Source organism: Brucella pituitosa, from assembly GCF_003049685.1.
GTDB classification, from domain to species: Bacteria; Pseudomonadota; Alphaproteobacteria; order Rhizobiales; family Rhizobiaceae; genus Brucella; species Brucella pituitosa.
The window spans coordinates 305,367-328,555 of record NZ_PYSY02000001.1; the positions used below are offsets into that span (position 1 = coordinate 305,367).

Consider the following 23,189-nt stretch of genomic DNA (forward strand, 5'->3'; position numbering starts at 1 on the left):
GGGAATGGAAGTTCGTGTCGCCGGTGTGCGTAAAGAGTTTGCTCGCTTTCCGGCATTGCATAATGTGTCGCTGGACATCCGTTCGAGCGAGTTGATTGCTTTGCTTGGACCATCGGGCTCGGGCAAGACAACCTTGCTGCGCCTGATTGCCGGGCTGGAAAAACCAACCGAGGGCGCCATTTATTTTGGTGAAGAGGATGCTTCGCACAAAAGTGTGCAGGAGCGGAATGTCGGTTTCGTGTTTCAGCACTATGCGCTGTTTCGCCATATGACGGTTGCCGAGAATATCGGTTTTGGCCTGAAGGTTCGCCCGAGCAGTACACGTCCTGCCACCGTCGAGATTAGGCGCCGAGCGCTCGAATTGCTCGATCTTGTGCAGTTGAAAGGGCTTGAAAACCGCTATCCGTCGCAGCTTTCTGGTGGTCAGCGTCAGCGCGTGGCTCTTGCGCGCGCGATGGCTATCGAGCCGAAAGTCCTGCTTCTCGATGAACCGTTCGGAGCACTTGATGCGCAGGTTCGCAAGGAACTGCGCCGTTGGCTCCGTGAGATTCACGACAAGACTGGCCACACGACCGTGTTCGTTACCCACGATCAGGATGAAGCGCTGGAACTCGCAGATCGGGTGGTGGTGATGAGTCAGGGCCGTATCGAGCAGATCGGTACGCCTGATGAGGTCTATGATACGCCCAATTCGCCTTTCGTTTATGGCTTCATTGGTGAATCCAGCACTCTTCCTGTGCGGATAGAAAAGGGTGAGCTTTGGCTGGCCGATCGCAATATTGGTCTGACGGTCGATGGCGTTGCCGATGGTGAAACTCGGCTGTTTTTCCGCCCGCATGATGTGGAGTTGCTTGACGGTTGCGGTGGTTGCATCGCCGGTACAGTCATTGCAAGCCGCAGGTCTGGCGGGAAACGCCGCGTGGAACTTGAAATCGGCGGTGCGCGTGAGCGCGTCGAAATCGAGATACCAGCAGAGCATCCGGCTTCGGAAAAAAGCCGCATCGCTTTCCGCCCTCGCTACTGGCAGGTTTTCGGAAATGATGATGCGCCAAATGCAATTGAAAACCCTCCGGTTTTAACCGAGGCTCAGGCCTAAAACAGGCTGATCAAAGCACGACCTTATCAAACTGACATCCGCATTTTTTAACAGATGCGGATGTCTTTTATCTTTTAGAGCGCCGTGCCTCCCATGGGCGCACGAAGGCCGCTCTAACAGGTAAAAGTACCCAGTAGGGCGAAGTGCGTGCCCGAGGCATTTTCGCAATCTAATACGCAGAGTAGTATTATTCTTATTTTCAGTATGTTAGGGTTGTAAAAGGCGCATATTTTATAACGCAACATTAATGTTCGGAAAGAATTGTGCGTTGCGATTCAAACGGTTTGAATATCAGCACAACCCGTCGTCGCATTTTGGCCAAATGATATCGACATTCAGGGAACCGAATACGGATACTGTCGTTCCCCTGATATGAAAATTCTCAGTGCATTCAGTATCCACCCGCCGCATTTAACTTATTCCCTTCGGAAAGGCTGTTAAGGCACATGCCGGAATTGTCTTCTTCGCCGTCTAATTCGTCCATTGCCGATCGCAAGACTTCGGATCAGATTCCGCCCGAGCAACCCTCTCCGATACGTGCTCTTTACAAAAGCGAGGATGAGCTGCGCGAACTCGCGGCCTCCGTTGCACGTGGCGAAGAGCTGGATTTGCCCGGCTATCAGGCTTTTGAGTTCGATCAGCGCCTGTCTGAAAATGGCAAGCTGATCCTGCACGCATACCGCTCGTCCGATGCGGCTTCTCGCGCTGGCGAGACGATTACGCCAGCCGCACAGTGGCTGCTCGACAATCATTATCAGATCGACAAGACCGTCCAGCAGACACGCCGCGATCTGCCGCGGAAGTTCATCCGCCAACTGCCGCCCTATGAGGCCCGCGTTGAAAAATATCAGGACATGCCGCGTATTTTTGCGCTTGCATGGCTTTATGTTGCTCACACCGACAGTAATTTCTCGCTCAAGTCGCTGACGGCGCTTGTTCAGGGCTTTCAGACTGTCGAGCCGCTGAAGATTGGTGAACTATGGGCGCTGCCATCGGCTGTGCGGTATTTCCTCATCGAGAATGCGCGTCGTCTGGCGCTGCGCGTTGATCGCGCGCGCAACATGCGCAATCTCGCCAATACTGCTGCTGATCGCATCGTCGTTGCCACTGATAAGGATGAGCTCGACACGGTTCTGGCGCAATATGCGCAAGCAGCACGTGACAGCACATTTGCCACGCATCTGCTTTATCGCCTGCGCAGCGCCTCGACCGATACATCGGCTGCCGCAAGCTGGCTTGAGCGTATTCTCGAGCAGGAAGGCAGCAATCCCGAAGACGCCATCGTTGAGGAACATGCCCGCCAGTCCACCGGCGGTGTGACGATGGGCAATGTCATCACCAGCCTCAAAAGAATTGACGATATCGACTGGGAAACCTGGTTTGAAACCGTCAACGAGGTCGATGCAATTCTGCGCGACCATAGCGATTTTGAACTTCTGGATTTCCGTTCGCGCAATGCCTATCGCGTGACGATTGAAAAGCTCGCTCGCTTTTCGAATATGAGCGAAATCGACATCACCTGGGCAGCACTCAAGCTTGCAGAAGACAGCAAGTCCGCGGGATCAGCAGATGTCAACGGCGCGGAAGGTAAGGGCTCGATCGCCTATTATCTTTCGGGCGAGGGACGCTCTGAGCTTGAAAAGATGTGCGGCTACAAGGCGCCATTCGGCGTCAAAGCCCTGCGCTTTTATCGTAATCTGGGCCTGTTGGGTTTCTTCATCCCAACAGCCATTTTCACGATTCTGATTCTGCTGACGGTCAATTACTGCATGAGCAGGGCCGGGCTTTCGACCGACCTGCGTACTTTGTTCACGCTGCTCGCGATTTTCCCGGCAATGGACGCGTCTTATTCGCTGTTCAATGCGCTGGTGCCGTGGTTTGTGCAACCGACGCGCTTGATCGGCTTCGAATATAAGGAAGGCCTGCCAGTTGAGGCGCGCACGCTTGTTGCCGTGCCAACGCTTATCAATTCGCGCGATTCCATCGACGAGCAGATCCGCAATCTTGAGGTCCATTATCTCACCAATCCACGCGGCGAAATCTATTTCGCGCTGGTCAGCGACTGGGTGGATGCAAAGCAGGAAATCACGCCTGCGGATATGGAAATCTACGAATATGCGCGCGATGAAATAGCCAAGCTCAATGAGCATTATACCGGCAGCGAACAGCCGCGCTTCTTCCTGCTTCACCGTCGCCGCCTGTTCAATGAAAAGCAGAGCTGCTGGATGGGCTGGGAGCGCAAGCGTGGCAAGCTCCATGAGTTGAATCTGCTGCTGCGTGGCGATCAGGATACGAGCTATTTCCCGCCGGACGAGCGTCTGCCGAAAGACGTCAAATTCGTCATGACGCTGGACGCGGATACGCGGCTTACGCCGGAATCGGTCACCAACCTCGTTGGCAAGCTCAGCCATCCACTGAACCGCCCGGTTTTCGATGAGAAAACCGGCAAGGTTGTTCGTGGTTATGGCATTTTGCAGCCTCGTGTGACGCCTTCGTTGACGACGGGCGATGAAGCTTCATTCCTGCAGCGCGTTTTCTCGGTCAATCGCGGCATTGATCCTTATGTCTTTGCCGTTTCCGATTCCTATCAGGATCTTTTGGGTGAAGGCACCTTCACCGGTAAGGGTCTTTACGATATCGACGCCTTTGAAATTGCGCTGAAAAATCGCGTTCCAGAGAACACGCTTCTCAGCCACGACCTGCTCGAAGGCGGCTATGCCCGCGCAGCGCTGGTCAGTGATGTCGAAGTCGTTGAAGATTATCCGACCGGCTACAATGTCGACGTGTCGCGTCATCACCGTTGGGCACGTGGCGACTGGCAGCTTCTGCCATGGCTGTTCTCGACAGGCCGCGGTGTAAGCGCGATCACGCGTTGGAAGATGGTCGATAATCTGCGTCGTTCGCTCAATCCGATCCTGTGGCTGATTGCAGCCATTATCGGCTGGAGTGTACTGCCAATTGGACCGGCTGCTGTCTGGCAAGGCTTCCTGATCATCAGCATGTTTGTGGCGCCGACCTTCGGCATCGTCACCAACCTCATTCCGTCAAATATGGACTATTCGCTTAAAGGCCATGCGCAGTCGGTTCTGACCGATATTGCACTGGGCACGGCGGATGTGGCGCTGCGCACCACCTTCATTGCGCATTCCGCGTTCCTGATGGCTGATGCGATTGCGCGCACGATTTATCGCCTGTTCGTATCACGCCGTAACCTGCTCGAATGGCGTACGGCGGCACAGGCCAAGTCCGCGCCCGACACGCTGCTGTTTTACTTCCAGATGATGTGGCCAGCCATTGTTATTGCGGGTCTTGCGATCTTCATGCCTCTGGCTGCAGAAAGCCACGCAGCGATGATTGCTGCACCCTTTGCCGTGATCTGGTTTGCGTCACCGCTGATTGCCTGGCTCGTCAGCCGTTCTGCGAAGCCGCAGGATACGCTGGAAGTGCTGTCCTCTGACAAGTCGGCTCTGCGCCGGTATGCGCGCCGTACCTGGCGCTATTTCGCCGAATTCACCAATGAAGAAAACAACCATCTTCCACCTGATAACTTCCAGGAAGATCCAGCTCCGATTGTTGCGCAGCGTACGTCACCAACCAATATCGGCGTTTATTTTCTGTCGGTGATTGCGGCGCGTGACTTTGGCTGGATCGGCTTTACCGAGACGCTTGATCGCGTTGAAGCCACCGTCAATACGCTTGAGAAGATGGAGAAATATCAGGGCCATCTCTACAACTGGTATGAGACCAATACGCTGACGCCGATGCGTCCGCTTTATGTCTCTGCCGTGGATAGTGGCAATCTCGCGGGCCATCTTGTGACGCTTTCGTCGGCGCTGGAAGAATGGGCGGAAGCACCATCTGTTTATCTCCAGGCCGATCTCGACGGTATTCTTGACGTCAACGACGTACTTGAGGAAACGATAGCTCGTATCCCGGATGATCGTCGTATCCTGCGTCCATTGCGCCGTCGTCTGGAAGAGCGGATCGCCAATTTCCGTCGTGCAGTGCGTACCATCAAGGAAGAGCCGGAAACGGCATCGTTCCGCACTATCAATCTGTCGCTCTTTGCGACCGATATTGTGCGCCTGATGGAAGAACTCGACAGCGAGATCGAAACACCTGCAAGTGCTGAAGCGCGTGAGTGGGCTTATATTCTCGTTGAAACCTGCAAGGCCCACACCGACGATTCGATGGGCGAGCACAACACCGACGAACTGCGTGAGCGCCTGCGTGATCTTGCATCCCGTTCGCGCCAGCTGGCCTTTGACATGCAGTTCGGTTTCCTTGAACGGAAAGAACGTCGTCTTCTGTCGATCGGTTTCCGCGTGCAGGAAAACGAACTGGACGAGAGCTGCTACGATCTTCTGGCATCGGAAGCTCGTCTTGCGAGCCTGTTTGCCATTGCCAAGGGCGACGTGCCGGTTGAGCATTGGTTCAAGCTTGGCCGTCTTCTGGTTCCAGTTGGCTGGAAGGGCGCTCTGCTCTCCTGGTCCGGCTCGATGTTCGAGTATCTGATGCCGCCGCTGGTTATGTCGGAGCCGCTTGGTTCGCTGCTTGACCAGACCAACAAGCTCGTTGTGCAGCGTCAGATCGACTACGCGACCTCGCGCGGTCTGCCTTGGGGTATTTCGGAAGCGGCATTCAATGCGCGTGACGCGCATATGAACTACCAATATTCGAACTTTGGCGTGCCGAACCTCGGCCTTCAGCGTGGTCTGTCGCGTAATGCGGTTATCGCGCCTTATGCGAGCTTACTGGCTTCGCAGTATCAACCCGCTGCGGCTGTCGCCAACCTGAAGCGATTGGAAAAGCTCGGTGCGCTTGGCCGCTATGGTTTCCACGATTCCGTGGACTTCACTCCTTCGCGTGTTCGCGAAGGTGAAACCTGTGCGGTGGTGAAAAACTACTATGCCCACCACCATGGCATGTCGATCATTGCGGTTAACAACGTGATCTTTGAAGGCCGCATGCGTGAACGCTTCCATTCCGATCCGGTGATCGAAGCAGCCGAACTGCTGTTGCAGGAAAAGGCACCACGCGAAATTCCAATGATCTATGCGAAGACGGAAAATCCGATGCGTGTGGATTCGGGCGGTTTCGATGATGCGCCAATGCGTATCATCGATGTGCCGTTCAAGGCTCCGCGTACGACGCATATGATGTCGAATGGTCAATATGCACTGATGGTGACGGCGAATGGCTCAGGCTATAGTCGCTGGCACAATTGGGACATCACCCGTTTCCATGCCGATGCGTCGGAGGATTTGCAGGGCACGTTCCTGTTCCTGCGCGACATGGAAAGCGGATACTGGTGGTCGGCGACCGGCGAGCCGGTACGCAACCCCGAGGAAGAAACCAAGACTGTCTTCACCGAAGACAAGGCGGAGTTCTACAAGACTGCCGGTGACATCAAGACGGTCATGGAAGTGATCGTTTCGTCAGAATCTGATGGTGAAGGCCGCAGGCTCGATATCATCAATACCAGTGCGCGGGATCGCGTGATTGAAGTCACGTCTTATTCCGAACTGGTGCTGACGGACAGCGACAGCGATGCAGCACATCCGGCATTCGCCAAGATGTTTGTCGAAACCGAAATCGCTGACAATGGCTCGACCATCTATGCGAAACGCCGCAAGCGTGCGCCGTCCGATCCGGACATTCATGTAGCCCATTTCGTGACCGACCTGTCGGGCTCGATCCGAGAGACAGAAGTCGAAACCGACCGTCGTGCTTTCATCGGTCGTGGCCGTTCGCTGCGTGATGCCGCAGCCTTTGATGAAGGTACGACATTCACGGGAAGCCAGGGCTGTGTGCTTGATCCGATTGCATCGGTACGCACCCGCGTTCGCGTTCCGGCGCATAAGAAGGTGAGCCTCGTCTTCTGGACCTTTGCAGGTGGAAGCCGCGATGCGGTTGAACATGCGGTCGCGATGCACCGTCATCCGGAGACCTTTGCGCGCGAATACTCGCTGTCATGGACGAGTTCGCAGGTTCAGCTCTACCATATCGGCATCAAGCCGGCGGAAGCTGCTGACTACCAGAAGGTTGCAGCCTATCTGCTCTATCCGGAGCGCACCTTGCGTCAGCCGCCTGAAACGATTGCAAGCGGCCTTGGCAAGCAATCCAATCTCTGGCCGATGTCGATCTCCGGCGATTATCCGATCTTTGCTCTTCGCATTGATAATGAAGCCGATCTTGATGTGCTGCGTGGCGTGCTGCGTGCGCAGGAATATTGGCGCAGCAAGGGCCTGACGGTCGACGTCGTTGCGGTCAACGAACGCGCATTCTCCTATGCGCAGGATACGCAACGCGCCATCGACTGGATCGTGGAAGGTTTCCGCGCTCGTGGCGGCGGTCAACCGCATATCTTTGCGGTTCGTCGCGATCAGATGAGCGAGGAAAGCTACAACACGCTTCTCGCTTCGGCTCGTATCGTCATGCATGCGCAGAACGGTTCGCTTGCCGAACAGTTGCGTCGAAGCGAGGAAATCACGGTTGATCTGGCCGCACGAAGCGACGCAAAAACACCCGCGATAGCTCAGCAGGGCCTTGGTGCAGCAGGGCTTGCACCTGTTGCGCTTGAGCGCGGCACCGAAGAGCGCCGTCCGGTTGCAAAGCCAAAACCAGTGACACGTCCGGCTCCAGCGGGCGACGATCTCCAGTTCTGGAATGGCTATGGCGGTTTTGCCGAGGATGGCAGCTACGTCGTGCGGATCAACAACCGCACAACCACGCCGCATCCATGGATCAACGTGATCGCTAATCCGGATTTCGGGTTCCATGTTTCGGCAGAAGGATCGGCCTTCACCTGGGCAGGCAACAGCCGTGATTATCAGCTCACCCCGTGGGCAAATGATCCGGTCACCAACCGTCCGGGCGAGGCGATCTATATTCTTGATCGCGAAACGGGCCGCAGCTTTGCACCAACAGCGAATGTGCTGCGCGACGAAGCTGTCACCTATGAAGCCCGCCACAGCCATGGCTACACCACGTTCTCGGCGCAGCACGGCGAACTGGCACTGGAACTCACCCATATTGTGGATGCCGAAAAGCCGGTTCGGCTTTCGCGTCTGACGATTACCAATAAGGGTCGGTCCAAGCGCAAGCTGCGTGCCTATGGTTATGTCGAATGGGTTCTGGGCAATGCCCGCGCCAAGAATGTGCCTTTCATCGTGCCATCACAGGATGAAGAGCTCGGTGCGCTCTTTGCTGGTAATCCGTATCATCCGGACAAGTCCGGTCAGGTGGCGTTCTTTGCGGCAACCGAAAAGCCGCAATCGGTCACAGCTGATCGTGGCGAGTTCATCGGTTCGACAGGATCGGTTGACAAGCCGGAAGTTGTGCTTGCTGGCAAAGCGCTTTCGGGAACGGTTGAAGCAGGACGCGATCCATGTGCAGCGCTTGCGCTCGATATTGAAGTCGGTCCGGGCGAAAGTCGTGAACTGGTCTTCCTGCTTGGCAATGCTGCCGATCAGCAACAGGCAAAGGCGCTTGTCGCAGAAAGCCGCAAGGCTTCGTTTGAAGAAAAGCTCGACGCTGCACGCAAACATTGGGAAGGTCTCTTCAACCGCGTACAGGTCAAAACGCCTGATCCGGCATTCGATCTCCTGATCAATGGCTGGCTGCCATATCAGGCGATTGCCTGCCGTATATGGGCGCGTGCTGCCTTCTATCAGGCCAGCGGTGCCTTCGGCTTCCGTGATCAGCTGCAGGACACGCTGTCGCTTCTGCTGATTGATCCTTCATTGGCTCGTGCGCAGATCCTCAACGCGGCCTCGCGTCAGTTCCCTGAAGGCGACGTGCAGCATTGGTGGTTGCCTGCAACGGGCGCCGGTGTGCGTACGCTGATTTCCGACGATGTGGTCTGGCTTGGATATGGCACGTCGCTCTATGTGGAAACGACGGGTGATCGCGCTATTCTCGACGAGAAACTGCCATTCCTTGAAGGCCGCAAGCTGGAAGAGGGCGAACATGATGCGTTCTACGAGCCGCAAATCTCGAAGAACACTGAAAGCCTTTACGAGCATTGCGCATTGGCGCTCGATCTTGCGATTGAACGCACAGGCAAGCACGGTCTGCCACTGATCCTTGGCGGCGACTGGAACGACGGCATGAATCTCGTCGGCGTCAAGGGCGAGGGCGAAAGCGTGTGGCTCGGTTGGTTCCTGGCTTACACATTGCGTCAGTTCATCCCTATTGCTGAATCACGCAAGGATGCGAAACGCGCAAAAGCATGGGAGAAGCATCTCGATAGCCTGACCAAAGCGCTTGATCGCGATGGCTGGGACGGCGAATGGTATCGTCGTGGCTTCTTCGATAACGGTGCGCCGCTCGGCTCGAAAGACAGCGACGAATGTCAGATCGATGCTATCGCGCAGTCATGGAGCGTGTTGTCTGGCGTTGCCGATCCAAAGCGTTCCGAGCAGGCAATGGCTTCGCTCGAAAAATACCTGCTCGACGATCAGGGTGAGTTGCTGCGTCTGTTCACACCGCCTTTTGACAAGACGGTACAGGAGCCGGGTTACATCAAGGGCTATCCGCCCGGCGTTCGCGAGAATGGCGGTCAGTATACGCATGGTGCGACATGGGCCATTCTGGCACTGGCTCGCATGGGCAAGGCCGCGGAAGCATGGCGTCTGTTCTCGCTCATCAGCCCGGTCAACCATGGACGCAATCCGGATGTCTACCGTGTTGAGCCATATGTGATCGCAGCCGACATCTATTCTGTCGAGCCGCGTCGCGGACAGGGCGGCTGGACCTGGTACACGGGTTCCGCTGGCTGGTTCTATCGCGTGGCGACGGAAGGCATTCTCGGCGTCACAAAACGTGGTGATCGCCTGCATCTTGATCCGGCATTGCCGCCTGAATGGGACGGCTATGAAGCTGACCTGCGCTTTGGCGACGCGACCTATCACGTGAAAGTGGTGACCGGTTCCAAGACAAAGGCGATCAAGCTCAATGGACGTAAAATCACCAAGCCCGATGAAGGGGTTGCGATCAAGCTCGATGGTGAACATGAGATCATTGTAGAGCTTCCCAAATCTGAATGAAGCATTTAAAAAGGCGGGTGAAAACCCGCCTTTCTTTTTGCTGCCAAGCATTTGGTTTGGTTGCAAGCAATTGCATGTCTCCCAAAAGTGGGAACTGGTTTTGGGGTAGAGACATGCGTAAAAATAGTGAGAGCATTTCCAGCGTTTCACCTAAAAGTGGAAATGCTCTAAGTTCATGCAATGGAGGCCGTCATGGCCAAAACCGATATCGCGCGGCGCGTCTTTAACCACGCATGGAAGCTCGATCCGATTGTTCGCAGTCTGCTGGACACGGATTTCTACAAACTTCTGATGTTGCAGATGATCTGGGGGCTTTACCCTAAGGTGGATGCGACCTTCGCGCTCATCAATCGCACGACGTCCGTGCGCCTTGCCGATGAGATCGATGAAGGCGAATTGCGCGCGCAACTCGATCATGCACGCACGCTGCGCTTTACCAAGAAAGAGATGATCTGGCTGGCCGGTAACAGTTTTTATGGTCGCAAGCAGATTTTCCAGCCGGAGTTTCTCAACTGGCTGCATGATTTTCAGCTGCCGGAATACGATCTGCGCCGCAAGGATGGTCAGTATGAGCTGCATTTCCATGGACCATGGTCACACACGACCATGTGGGAAATTCCAGCGCTTGCGATCATCAACGAGTTGCGCTCGCGTGCTGCGATGAAAAATCTCGGGCCTTTTTCGCTCGATGTGCTTTATGCCCGCGCCAAGGCAAAGATGTGGAGCAAGGTTGAGCGGCTTCGCGAATTGCCGGACCTGAAGATTTCGGATTTCGGCACCCGTCGCCGTCACTCATTCCTGTGGCAACGCTGGTGCGTAGAGGCTTTGAAGGAAGGTATCGGCGGAGCATTCACCGGCACCAGCAATGTGCTTCTGGCAATGGATAACGATCTTGAAGCGCTCGGCACCAATGCGCATGAATTGCCGATGGTATTGGCAGCGCTTGCCAATACGGATGATGAACTGCGCACAGCACCTTATCGGGTGCTTCAGGACTGGAACCGTTATTATGGCGGCAATCTTCTGATTGTTCTGCCCGATGCTTTCGGTACGGCGGCATTCTTGCGCAGTGCGCCGGACTGGGTTGCCGACTGGACCGGCTTTCGTCCCGACAGCGCCCCGCCGATCGAAGGCGGCGAACGCATCATCGAATGGTGGAAGTCTCGCGGCAAAGACCCGCGCGAAAAACTGCTGATCTTCTCTGATGCGCTTGATGTCGAAACGATTGAGGAAACCTATCGCCACTTTGAGGGCCGGGTCCGCATGAGCTTTGGTTGGGGTACGAACCTTACCAATGATTTTGCCGGATGCGCACCGACAACAATCCATGGCCTCAAAGCTATATCGCTGGTCTGCAAGGTGATCGATGCCAATGGACGCCCGGCAGTAAAACTTTCCGACAATCCGCAGAAAGCGACAGGCGACCCAAAGGAAGTTGAACGTTATCTCAAATTCTTTGGCAATGAGGAGCGGGTGGAGCAACTCGTCAAGGTTTGACGAGTTGCATTCTGTTATTCCATCAGGCGCGCTGTACCGGACAGGCGGATAGATTCGCCGCGTACATGACCAATTTCAGCGCGCAGATGGGATGGTACGCCCATATCTTCGCCCTGAAACACTTCAATAGATCCGCCATGCGGCCAGCCCAAGTCGCGCAGATAGGCAGCAAAGGCTGCTGTAGACGCGCCGGTCGCAGGATCTTCATAAACCCCGCCCGAGGCAAAAGGATTGCGGCTGTGAAAGCGTTGTGGCGTTTCTGAATGCACCAGAAGGATCGTGGTCCAGCCTTGTCGCTTCATCAGAACCCGCCCGCGCGGAAGGTCGTAATGCATGGCCGCCAGTTTCTCGCGTGAGCGCAATGCCAACACGATATGATCTGCACCGGCATGGATAAGTGCTGGTGGAATGCCCGGCGCCAGATCATCTTTCTCATAATTGAATAGCGCAAGCGCCTGCTCGATCTCGATTTCAGATGCAGCGCGGTTGCGCGTTCCGGGCGATTGAAGGCTGGCTGAAAACAGATCGCCTTCCTTGCGGCCCTCCACGCTGATGTCGGAATTGTTGAGCTTCAATGCAAAACGCCCGTCACCTTCGCGCATGGCAAGTGCAGCACCGAGCGCTATCGTGGCATGGCCGCAGAACGGCACTTCCATTTCGGGCGCGAAATAACGCACCCGCCAGCTGTCTCCTTCCGGCATGGCAAAAGCCGTCTCCGAAAAGCCAACATCGTGAGCGATTTTCTGCATTTCCTCAGCTGAGGGGTGTTTTTCCGAAATCAGTACACCGGCGGGATTGCCGCCCTGATTGCCTTGCGAGAAGGCTGCTATGCGCAAGACGTCCAATGATTTGTCCTTCGCCAAATTTCGATTCTCTCCCGCCCTTCTTCTATAGAAAGCGCGAAATGCGTCGGGTCAAGGGCAATACAGGGACAATGCGGATCGATGTTGCTTTGTGCCCGTCTATCGGCTTGCCGATACGATCAGAAGCATTGGACGCTCCATCTCATCGCGTAATGCGGGCATAGCCTCAACTTGCTCCGATGTCGGACGCCATTCTTCAAGATTGTTGATAGCAAAGCCCGCTTCAATCAACGAATTGACGGTCGTGCTCAGGCGACGGTGGTATTTAATGACACCGTCTGCAAGCCAGTCGGTGCGCCTTTCGCCTTCGACGGAATAATGATCGACCGGCCAGTGCTTGTTTTGGTTTTCATCCACGATCCAACCGGGCTTTAGCGGTGCCATGAAAATCGGATGTTCGATCGTGAAGATGAAGTGGGAACCGGGACGAAGCGCACGATGGATCGTGTTGAGCAGACGCGTAAAGTCGCAGATGTAGTGAAAGGCGAGCGAGCTATAGACCAGATCGAAATGTGCTTCTGGCAGTTCCAATGTTTCCAGATCGGCTTGCACATACCGGATCGCATTGTCCTGAGTGTCGTGCTGCGCACGTTCAAGCATGTTTTCCGACAGGTCGTATCCGACGACGGAAGCCGCGCCCTGCTCGCGGGCAAAGCGGGAAAACCATCCAAATCCGCAGCCGAGATCAGCGATGTCTTTGCCGGATAAATCAGGCAGCAGCGAGCGGATATAAGGCCATTCAGGCGCACCATCCAACCCATACACTGAGCGCGGCAGCTGGCTATAGGCGGCGAAGAAATCGTCACGATCATAAATATTCTGGGCCATGGTCTATCGTTCAGTCAGTGCAAGTTTTGCCCCGAGCGCGACGAAAGCGGCAGCAAAGCTACGGCGCATCCATGCAAGGACTGCGGGGCGCGAGATGATCTGGTTACGGACGGCGGCGGCGAAAACTCCGTAGATCGCAAACACCACGAATGTCATGGCCATGAAGACGAGGGATAGTTCCACCATGCGGGCAACAGTTCCGCCCTGCTGCGTATTCACAAATTGCGGCAGGAAGGCAAAGAAGAATATCGATAGTTTGGGGTTCAAAAGATTGACGAGGATCGCAGACCAGATGACCTCGCGGTCCGAACGCGGAGCGTCATCGGTCTCGATTTTCAGTGTGCCGTGCTCCTTGAGCGTCATCCACGCCATATAGAGGAGATAGGCGACGCCTGCATATTTGATGACCTCGAAAGCAAGTGCGCTGGCATGGAGCAGAGCCGCAAGCCCCGTTACGGCTGCCAGCATATGCGGCACGATGCCGAGCGTGCAGCCGAGCGCGGCAATGACTGAAGCCCTTGCACCACGGGACAGTCCTGCGGCAAGCGTCACCAGCACCCCTGTGCCGGGGGACGCGACAATGATGAAGGATGTCAGCAGAAATTCGATGCTCATAATGCGCTAACTTTCGTTTGCGCATTTCCGAACGCAAAACCGTTTCACACTTTTGCTGGAAATGCTTATGCGCGCATCATGTCACGGCTTTGCTGTGCGTCAATCCTTCATCTCATGCGCCCACGGCGGATTGGCACCCGCGCGGGAAACAGTGATGGCTGCAGCGCGAACGCCCAATGCCACGGCTGCATGAATCTGGTCTTCGTCGAGATTGGCGACTGCTTCCTTGGTCAGTAATCCTTGACCATGCAGGCTCGCGAGAATACCCGCATTGACAGTATCACCAGCCCCCACGGTATCCACCACATCGACCTTCACGCCGGGCACGCGAACAGTTGCCTTCGCAGTATAAGCATCGGCACCGTGCGCGCCTTTGGTGATGACGATCAGCTTGGGACCAAGTTTGAGCCATTCGGCTGCAATCTCGTCGTGGCTGCCTTTTTCGCCGAACCAGTCGAGATCTTCGTCTGAAAGCTTAACGACATCCGCGAGCGCGATCATGCGCTTCATGCGGGCGAGATGTTTTTCGCGCTTGGTGATGAAACCGGCACGAATGTTCGGGTCAAGGAACATGACCCGCTTTGAAGCTTCACGCGTCATCAGTGCTTCGTAGACACTGCCGCATGGCTCTGAAATCAGGCTGATACAGCCAAAAAGCAGTGCATCTATTGCGTCGTCTATCAGCGGTATGTCGCTTTCCGAAAGCATCCGCAATGCCGTGTTTTCATCGTAGAAAGCGTAGCGGGCCTGTCCGTCGACAAGCCGCACAAATGCCAGCGTTGTTGGTCGATCGGAGATTGCCGAATAGGAATAGTCAACATTCGAGCGCGCCAAGGCGTCGCGCAGCACTTCACCGAAGAAATCCGATGACAGGCCTGAGAAAAATCCGGTCGGAACACTCAACCTGCCAAGTGCGATGGCCGTGTTGAACACCGAGCCACCAGCAAAGGGCACAAAGGCTGTTTCGCCTTCTGCCGTTTCGCGTGGCAACATATCAATCAGGGCTTCACCGCAGCATAGGATCATAGGGTCAACTCGGCTGTTGGAGCATTTCCAGCAAAAGTGCGAAGCGGTTTTGCGCAGGACAATGCGTAAAAACAAACTGTTAGAGCAGTTCCGGTTATTTTGCCTTAAGTGGAACCGATCTAAATCGATTGAAGGTTAGAAAATAACGAACATAAACACAAAAGCGCGGTGTTGTTCAACACAGCACTTTTGCAAATTCGTTAAACGTGTTGACCACCATTGATGTGGATTTCCGAGCCGGTCACATAGGATGAAGCTTCGGAGCAGAGATAATAGATGGTCTCGGCCACTTCGGAGGTCTTTCCGAGGCGCCGCATGGGCAATTGTTCCACCAGCTTGTCTGTACCGGGCGACAGGATTGCGGTGTCGATTTCGCCCGGGGCGATGGCATTCACTCGAATGCCATGAGGGCCAAAATCGGAAGCCATTTCGCGTGTAAGAGCTGCCAGTGCAGCCTTTGACGTCGCATAAGCGGTGCCTGCAAAGGGGTGAACGCGGCTGCCTGCAATGGATGTCACGTTGACCACTGAACCCTGCGCTGTTTCCAGTTCCTTGAACAGTCCGCGCGCCAGCATGATCGGCGCCATGAAGTTCACCTGAAACACATCACGCCATACAGCCATGGGCGTTTCAATTGAATTCAGGCGACGACCGCCTTCTGCTTTGGGTGAGATGCCAGCATTATTAACCAGTGCATGCAGCTTGCTGCCATTGGCTTCCAGCCTGCGGCGGATTTCAGCAATCGCTTTGCCGATGTCTTCCTGATCGGCCAGATCGACCTTTATGTGATCTTCCGGACCCGCTGGCCAAGGGCAGTTTTCGGCAAAATCCTGACGCGAGCAGGTAATGACGCGCCAACCCGCGCGCGAGAAGCGCTTGACCGTGGCATGGCCAATGCCGCGACTTGCCCCTGTCAGCACCAGGGTCTTACGTTCCGCATCTGCCTTGGGAGCATCAGACCGGGACGTATCAGTGTGGGAAACTGTAGACATGAAAACCTCACTCTCAATCCTTGAATAGACTAAGCCGCTCAGGATTTCGAGGGGAATTAGCAGCAGGCAATGCGTGGTGCTTCACTTGATCGCGAGGTCGGGTCGATCAGCGATCGCCCCGACTTTCCGAGAGGTTTGATCTGGCGCGCGTCTTTTCCGAAAACCGCTTCGCATTTTTCGGAATGCGCTCTCTTAAAGCATTTCCAGCAAAAGTGCGAAGCGGTTTTGCGTCGGATAATGCATAAAAACAAATAGTTAAAGCGGTTCCTACGATTCAGTCTTAACTGGAACCGCTTTATTGCGTATTGCCCATGATGATATCGAGCAATGTCGTTGAGTCGCGTTGCTGCGGTGGTGGACCGCCAACATTGCCGGGCGGTACTGGCGCGCCATTATCATTCACTGGATAGTTGGCTGGCACGCCGGATTGCTGCCCCTGTTGAACCGTATTGCGGGCGGCAGAATCAGGTGCCGGTGGCCAATAGCCGTCATCACCATTGCCTGCCATTGGCTGATCGCCATAGCCGCCTTGCGGAATCATGCCGGGTTCATATGGATTGTTTGGATCGATACCGTCGCTGCCGCCGGGTACAACATTCTGAATATCGTAATGGCCCGGAAGTTCTGCGACTGGCACGCCCTTATGGGCTTCCTTCATGAACGTTTTCCAGGCGGCAACTGGAAGTGTGGAGCCGAAGACACGTTTCATGCCCTTGCCATCATCATTGCCGAACCAGACGCCGGTTGTGAGATTTGCGGTATAGCCGACGAACCACGCATCGCGGAAGTTCTGACTGGTTCCGGTTTTCCCCGCTGCTGGCCAACCGAAAGCGGCACGTTTGGCGGTGCCATCTTCCACCGTACGACGAAGCATCGCATTCATCATGCCGACATTGCGTTCATCGATCACGCGTGGGCCGACGCCATCTTCTCTCTGGTACAGAACCTTGCCTTCAGAATCCGTGATCCTGGTAATGAAATACACCGGCGCACGATAACCACCGTTGGCAAAAGGCACATAGGCGTCAGCCAATTCCAGCAATGAGACTTCGGATGTGCCGAGTGCCAGCGAGGCGTTGGGTTCCAACTTCGACTGAACGCCAAGGCGGTGCGCGGTGTCAATCACGGTCTGTGGACCAACTTCCATGACCAGCTGCGCTGAAACGGAATTAAGCGAGTGAGACAAGGCGGTCGCCAGAGTCACTTCGCCCATATATTTGCCGTTGTCATTGCTCGGCGTCCATTTACCGATCCGCACAGGCGCATCGTTGCGGACAGAATCGGGTGTACGGCCTTGTTCGAGTGCTGTCAGATAGACGAAAGGCTTGAAGGACGAGGCGGGCTGACGGCGGGCGTCGGTGACGCGGTCGAACTGGCTGGCAGCATAATCATAACCGCCCACCAATGCGCGCACGGCACCCGTGCCGTCGATGGATACGAGCGCACCCTGGCTCACATTCATCTTTTTGCCATTTGCTGAAATCTGGTCCTTGATCGCTTCTTCGCCGGCACGCTGCAGATTGAGATCGACAGTGGTTTCAACCGTAATGTCAGTTTTCGTTTCGCCAATAAGCGCAGGAATCTCGGCAACCACCCGGTCGGCAAAATAGTTTTCAGAGCCTTGCCAGTAAGCCGCAGCGCGTGTTGGTGGCTCGCTTTCTGCGATGGCGACCTGACGGTCATCGATCATGCCTTCTTCGCGCATAGCGCCCAGCACCAGCTTGGCGCGGGCACTTGCGGCCTCTGGATCGCGCGCAGGCGAAAGACGCGAAGGGGCTTTCAGAAGACCGGCAAGCGTTGCCGCTTCCATGAGGTTCACGTCCTTGGCAGATTTTCCGAAGTAGCGTCGCGAAGCCGCATCGACACCATAGGCACCGGAACCGAGATAGACACGGTTCAGATACATCTCCAATATCTGCTCTTTGGTATATTTATGCTCAAGCCACAGAGCGAGCATCACTTCCTGCACCTTGCGCTCAAGCGTGCGATCAGGCGAAAGGAAGAGGTTCTTGGCAAGCTGCTGTGTGAGTGTCGAACCACCCTGTACGGCGCGGCCAGAGGTTACATTGGTAACAATTGCACGGGCGAGACCTATCGGATCAATACCGAAGTGCGACATGAAACGGCGGTCTTCGATTGCCATGACAGCTTGCGGAATGAATGGCGACATCTCGTGCAGACCGACAGCTTCACCGCCCGTTGTGCCACGATTGGCAATGAGACTGCCCTGCACATCAACGATACGCACATTCGGAGGGCGATCTGGAATGGTCCAGTCAGTTGTCGGCGGCATTTTGGCTGCGAAGTACACGAGCATGCCCGCAAAAGCGATACCGCCCCAAAGGCCGAGCACGAGACACCAGTAAAATGCACGGCGAACAAATCCAAAAAAGCCGCCGCGTTTTTTGGGCGCGCGACGTGAACTGCGCGGTTCGCGATCTTTCGTCGGTTTGCTTTTACGCTGGGGACGGGCCATGCGCTCCTCCTCATCGACGCGAAACACGTCCTCTTCCTGTTCCTGCGACTTGCCGAAGGAAGGTTCGATACGTCCGTTTCTGCCGTCTCGCGATGCCATGTCGTTCTAGATCCGCCCACCTGCTTATCGGTTACTGGTTTTGTAACCGCTTAATTCATCAACCCGCATATATCGAGGGCGTTTATCGCCTGAAGGGTAAATGCGGCAGTTTAAAGGGGGGTAAACTCCGCATTCACAAAAAATAACGGTGTTGGAGCGCAAAAGAAAAGGCCCTGCAGAGCAGGGCCTTTCCAAAAATTCATCTGATCAGGTCAGATTAGAACTTGTATGCAACGCCGAGACGAACTTCGTTGGTCTTGAACTTGTCGCGAATGCTGACTGGTCCACCGAAATCGAAATCCTTATGACCGTAATCGGTGTAACGGTATTCAAGGCGAACGATGACGTTGTCAGTTGCTGCGTAGTCAACACCTGCGCCAGCGGTCCAGCCGGTAAGGGTCTTGCTCTGTGAAACGCTGTCTACACCATTATCGAGTGTGTTCTTGACGCTGCCGAATGCAACACCACCAGCAATGTACGGCAGGAAGCGGTCAACTGCATAACCTGCACGGGCACGAACCGCACCCGACCAACGCAGCTTGCTTTCAAGCTCAACGCCGGTATCCACACCAGCATCGTCAAAGATCGATGCGCTATCCTTGAGGTTGTTGTAGGTCACGTCACCGTCGATACCCAGAACAACGCTGTTGCCGAGGTCGAAGTTGTAACCTGCATAGAGGCCACCGAGGAAGCCATCTGGCTTGACGTTACCGAGGTCGAAGCCATCAGTGTCGAAGCGCGACTTGCCCCAGCCGTAACCGATCTGGCCACCGAGGTAAGCGCCGTTCCATGTAAAGGAAGGAGCGACGATGACTGGAGCTGGTTCTTCGTAAACTACAGCGTCAGCTGCCTTTGCGCCAGTTGCAGCAAGAAGAGCAACAGTGGATGCGAGAAGAAGAGACTTGAGCTTCATAATAAATCTCCTTTGGAGAACGGGGAGTTCGAAATCTGTTGCACCCAATATAAGCGATTGACGAAAAGAGTCTGTAGCAAGAAGGTCACAGTCGCGTAATTGCCGCAGAAGTTGCGCACAGAATCGTGATTAGCTCGAATAGCTGATGTTATTGGTTACCAAATGCTTAAAATCCACGGTTGCATTCTGCGAGGATGTCTTTGCAATCGATATTGAGATATAGGGTGCGGATATCGGGCGCGGAGAAAATGAAATGGGTGGGGCAACCGGGGCTGTACAGCGGGTCGACTGGGTCGATATTGCCAAGGGTATTTGCATTATCTTCGTCGTCATGATGCATTCCACGCTGGGCGTGGAAAAGGCGGCAGGCTCTGAAGGCTGGATGCATCATGTCGTGGCCTTCGCCAAGCCTTTCCGCATGCCCGACTTCTTCCTGATCTCCGGCCTGTTTCTCAGCCTCGTCATTGACAGGCCATGGCGGCGCTATCTCGATCGTAAGGTCGTACACTTTTTGTATTTCTATATCTTATGGCTGACGATCCAGTTTGCATTCAAAGCACCAGCAATTGGAAGTGAGGCAGGTATTGCCGGTGTTGTCGAAGCCTACCTCATGGCCTTCATTGAGCCTTTCGGAACGCTCTGGTTCATTTACATTCTGCCGGTCTTTTTCATTGCGACACGCTTGTTGAAGCGTGTGCCTGTCGGTCTGACCTTTGCCTTGTTGGCTATTCTGGAAATTCTGCCCATCCATACCGGCTGGACGATGATTGACGAGTTCTGCTCGCGTTTTGTTTATTTTTTCGCAGGCTATGCCTTCGCGCCCCTGATTTTCCGCATCGCGGATTGGCTGCGTCAGCGTCCGGTTGCGGGAATAGTTGGGCTGCTTATCTGGGGGCTGATCGAATATAAGCTGGTCTTCACGCCAATACCAGAAAGCCTCGCCTCTCTCATCGCTCCTGCTGGTGATCTTTTGAACGGGCGAGGGGCAGTGAGCGATCTTCCGATCATGTCGCTTTTGCTTGGGCTGATTGGAGCATTGGCGATTATTTCGATATCATCGCTGCTGAGTTTGCTTTCGGATAAAAACTGGCTGCATCGCGGGCTAAGCTGGCTCGGCGCGCATTCAATCGTCGTCTATCTGGCATTCTTCCTACCGATGGCGATTGCCCGGACAATTCTTTTGAAAGTTGGCTTTCTGGATGTCGGAACGGTTTCACTGCTGACGACCGCAAGCGGTGTTATCGGTCCGGTCGTTCTCTACGGGCTTATTCAATGGACTGGTTTTGGACAGTTCCTGTTCCGTCGTCCGGCATGGGCTTATATTGATCGCGCTCCGCAAAAGAAAACGGCGGCTCAAGCGCATCCCGAAAAGTGTGAAACGGTTTTCGGGCAGGATGCGCGTTAAAGAAAACGGCATGAGAGAGCTATCTCTCATGCCGCCGTCTGATGCTTTATGAGTGAGCGAAAATATCCGTCTCCGGCCAACCCATCAGATCAAGTTCCGAGCGGGTTGGCAGGAATTTGAAGCAGGCTTCAGCCTGTTTCGCGCGGCCATCACGCTCCAGGCGTTTCTCGAATACTGCTTTCAGGCGATGCAGATAAAGCACGTCTGAGGCGGCATAATCGAGTTGGGCCTGCGAAAGCACTTCTGCCGCCCAATCAGATGATTGCTGCTGTTTGGAAATCGAAACATCGAGAAGCTCGTTGCAGATTTCCTTCAAACCATGACGATCCGTATAGGTGCGGGTGAGCTTCGATGCGATCTTCGTGCAGAAGACCGGCTGCGGCATGGTGCCAAAAGCATGTGCCAGCACTGCAAGGTCGAACCGTCCATAATGAAAGATCTTGGTGATCGAACGATCTTTCAACAGCTTGACCAGATTGGGGGCCTTTTTCTGTCCGGCTTCGATCTGGATCACATCTGCCGTGCCGTCGCCGGGCGAGATCTGAACGACGCAAAGCCTGTCGCGATGTGGGTTCAGGCCGAGCGTTTCGGTGTCGATAGCGACTGCATCAACCTGATAATTATCCAGATCGGGCAAATCGTGTTTGTGAAAACGGATCGTCATATAGTTTTCCTTAGTTGGCCGCGATAGCGGCCATAATACGCGCCCAAGAGCGCTGACCCTTATGGAAGGAGTTCAGCTCATATTTTTCGTTGGGCGAATGAATGCGGTCATCTTCAAGACCGAAACCGACGAGCAAAGATTCCATACCGAGGAATTTGTCGAAGTCGCCGACAATCGGAATCGATCCGCCCATGGCGATCAATACGGCTGGCTTCGGCCATTCGTCTGAAAGCGCATCCTTGGCTTTGGAAACGAGCGGGGAATCATATGGCAGCTGGATCGCCGGTGATCCGCCATGAGGATGAAACTCGACCGAGCAATCGGCTGGCAGACGCTCTTCGACGAAAGCGCGGAAAGCTGCGCGGATTTTGACTGGATCCTGCTTGTGGACGAGACGGAACGAAACCTTGGCGGATGCTTCCGCAGCAATCACGGTTTTGAAACCTTCGCCGGTATAGCCGCCGATAATGCCGTTGACTTCAGCCGTTGGGCGCGCCCAGGTCAGTTCCAGAACGCTGCGGCCTTTTTCACCCGATGGGATTGAAAGACCAATCGGGCCGAGGAAGTTTTCAGCCGTTCGGCCAAGGCTTTCCCAGGACTGCAAAATCTGCGACGGCGTTTCTTCCACGCCTTCATAGAAACCCGGAACCGTAACACGGCCGGTTTCGTCATGAAGATCTGCAAGGATTTTGCTGAGAATATGAATCGGGTTGGCAGCGGCACCACCGAAGAAACCCGAATGCAGATCGCGATCCGCAGCTTTGATGACAATTTGTTCGCCGACAAGTCCGCGCAGACCAACGCTGATCGCGGGCGTTTCGGCATCCCACATGGCGGTGTCGCAAACAAGTGCTACATCGGCCTTCAGCTCTTCCTTGTTTGCATCGAGGAACGGCTTCAGCGATGGTGAGCCGGATTCTTCCTCGCCTTCAAACAGCAATGTCACCTTCACGGGCAGATTGCCGTTAATGGCTTTGTAAGCGCGACAGGCTTCCACAAAGGTCATGAGCTGGCCCTTGTCGTCGGATGTTCCGCGACCAGTCAGAATTTTGCGGCCATTGCCGACGTCTTTGATTGCAGGATCAAACGGATCGTTTTCCCAAAGATTGAGCGGATCAACCGGCTGCACGTCATAATGGCCATAAAACAGCACATGCGGTGCATCAGTTGTAGCGCCATCGTGATGGGCGACGACCATTGGATGCCCCGGTGTGTCGCGCACACTTGCATTAAAGCCAATCGACTTCAGGTCTTCGACCAGCCATTCGGCAGCCTTGCGGCAATCGGCTTTGTAAGCCGGATCGGTCGAAATCGACTTGATCCGCAAAAGATCGAACAGGTGGTCGATGCTCTTATCGAGATTTGTGTCGAGATAATTGAGGACTTTATCGAGTGATTGCGCGGACATGGATGCTTCCTGACGAGTCGTAAAACTGATGGCACACTACAACCACCAACTCGAAGAAGAAACCCAATATGAACGCAAAACTGGGACCAGAAAATGAATTGGCCGTTGCGGTGAGGGGGTTACCACAACGGCCATATCACTACACTCAAAAGCGACAGCCCGGAGAGGGGAATGAGGCTGTCGCGAACAACCGGTATCCAACGGGGGACGGGTCAGAAAACCGGCGACCGACGTACTGTCGATGGGTGTAATCTGGC

Annotated in this window: 13 protein-coding genes; 4 read left to right on the top strand and 9 right to left on the bottom strand. The window is 54.9% G+C overall.

Going from position 1 to position 23,189, the window contains the following annotated elements:
• Nucleotides 1-4: 4 nt before the first annotated feature.
• The 3 genes from C9380_RS01495 to pncB all read left to right on the top strand — a co-directional run bounded on the left by C9380_RS01495 (nucleotide 5) and on the right by pncB (nucleotide 11,643).
• A complete protein-coding gene (locus tag C9380_RS01495; RefSeq protein ID WP_128092851.1) occupies nucleotides 5-1,096 on the top strand; it encodes a sulfate/molybdate ABC transporter ATP-binding protein in 1,092 nt (363 codons plus the stop codon).
• 446 nt (nucleotides 1,097-1,542) lie between these two features.
• Nucleotides 1,543-10,146, top strand: a complete 8,604-nt coding sequence (locus C9380_RS01500; protein ID WP_128092852.1) for a glycoside hydrolase family 94 protein — start codon at nucleotides 1,543-1,545, stop codon at nucleotides 10,144-10,146.
• Between the two features lie 192 nt (nucleotides 10,147-10,338).
• On the top strand, nucleotides 10,339-11,643 hold the full coding sequence (gene pncB, locus C9380_RS01505; RefSeq protein ID WP_024898207.1) for a nicotinate phosphoribosyltransferase: 1,305 nt from the start codon (nucleotides 10,339-10,341) through the stop codon (nucleotides 11,641-11,643).
• A gap of 14 nt (nucleotides 11,644-11,657) precedes the next feature.
• On the opposite strand, the gene C9380_RS01510 is transcribed toward pncB, so the two are convergent.
• The 7 genes from C9380_RS01510 to C9380_RS01540 form a co-directional block, all read right to left on the bottom strand.
• Nucleotides 11,658-12,488 carry a PhzF family phenazine biosynthesis protein gene (locus tag C9380_RS01510; protein ID WP_024898206.1) on the bottom strand — a complete coding sequence of 277 codons (831 nt, stop codon included), beginning with the start codon at nucleotides 12,486-12,488 and terminating at the stop codon, nucleotides 11,658-11,660.
• A 117-nt stretch (nucleotides 12,489-12,605) separates the two neighbouring features.
• Nucleotides 12,606-13,334, bottom strand: a complete 729-nt coding sequence (locus tag C9380_RS01515) for a class I SAM-dependent methyltransferase (protein WP_128092853.1) — start codon at nucleotides 13,332-13,334, stop codon at nucleotides 12,606-12,608.
• A gap of 3 nt (nucleotides 13,335-13,337) precedes the next feature.
• The gene (locus C9380_RS01520) at nucleotides 13,338-13,949 is read right to left on the bottom strand and encodes a LysE family translocator (protein ID WP_024898204.1); all 612 of its coding nucleotides are present in this window, start codon (nucleotides 13,947-13,949) and stop codon (nucleotides 13,338-13,340) included.
• 99 nt (nucleotides 13,950-14,048) lie between these two features.
• The gene (locus C9380_RS01525) at nucleotides 14,049-14,975 is read right to left on the bottom strand and encodes a carbohydrate kinase family protein (RefSeq protein WP_128092854.1); all 927 of its coding nucleotides are present in this window, start codon (nucleotides 14,973-14,975) and stop codon (nucleotides 14,049-14,051) included.
• A 200-nt stretch (nucleotides 14,976-15,175) separates the two neighbouring features.
• Nucleotides 15,176-15,967 carry an SDR family NAD(P)-dependent oxidoreductase gene (locus C9380_RS01530; RefSeq protein ID WP_024898202.1) on the bottom strand — a complete coding sequence of 264 codons (792 nt, stop codon included), beginning with the start codon at nucleotides 15,965-15,967 and terminating at the stop codon, nucleotides 15,176-15,178.
• Between the two features lie 295 nt (nucleotides 15,968-16,262).
• Entirely contained in the window at nucleotides 16,263-18,542 is a 2,280-nt protein-coding gene (locus C9380_RS01535; protein WP_128092855.1) for a transglycosylase domain-containing protein, read from the bottom strand.
• Nucleotides 18,543-18,759: 217 nt separating this feature from the next.
• Entirely contained in the window at nucleotides 18,760-19,455 is a 696-nt protein-coding gene (locus tag C9380_RS01540; protein ID WP_128092856.1) for an outer membrane protein, read from the bottom strand.
• Between the two features lie 253 nt (nucleotides 19,456-19,708).
• Between C9380_RS01540 and C9380_RS01545 the strand changes: the two genes are divergently transcribed.
• Nucleotides 19,709-20,860 carry an acyltransferase family protein gene (locus tag C9380_RS01545; RefSeq protein WP_128092857.1) on the top strand — a complete coding sequence of 384 codons (1,152 nt, stop codon included), beginning with the start codon at nucleotides 19,709-19,711 and terminating at the stop codon, nucleotides 20,858-20,860.
• Between the two features lie 46 nt (nucleotides 20,861-20,906).
• Here C9380_RS01545 and C9380_RS01550 read toward each other — a convergent pair whose 3' ends face one another.
• A complete protein-coding gene (locus tag C9380_RS01550) occupies nucleotides 20,907-21,524 on the bottom strand; it encodes a ribonuclease D (RefSeq protein ID WP_100560019.1) in 618 nt (205 codons plus the stop codon).
• 10 nt (nucleotides 21,525-21,534) lie between these two features.
• Nucleotides 21,535-22,932 carry a dipeptidase gene (locus tag C9380_RS01555; RefSeq protein WP_024898196.1) on the bottom strand — a complete coding sequence of 466 codons (1,398 nt, stop codon included), beginning with the start codon at nucleotides 22,930-22,932 and terminating at the stop codon, nucleotides 21,535-21,537.
• Between the last annotated feature and the right edge of the window lie 257 nt (nucleotides 22,933-23,189).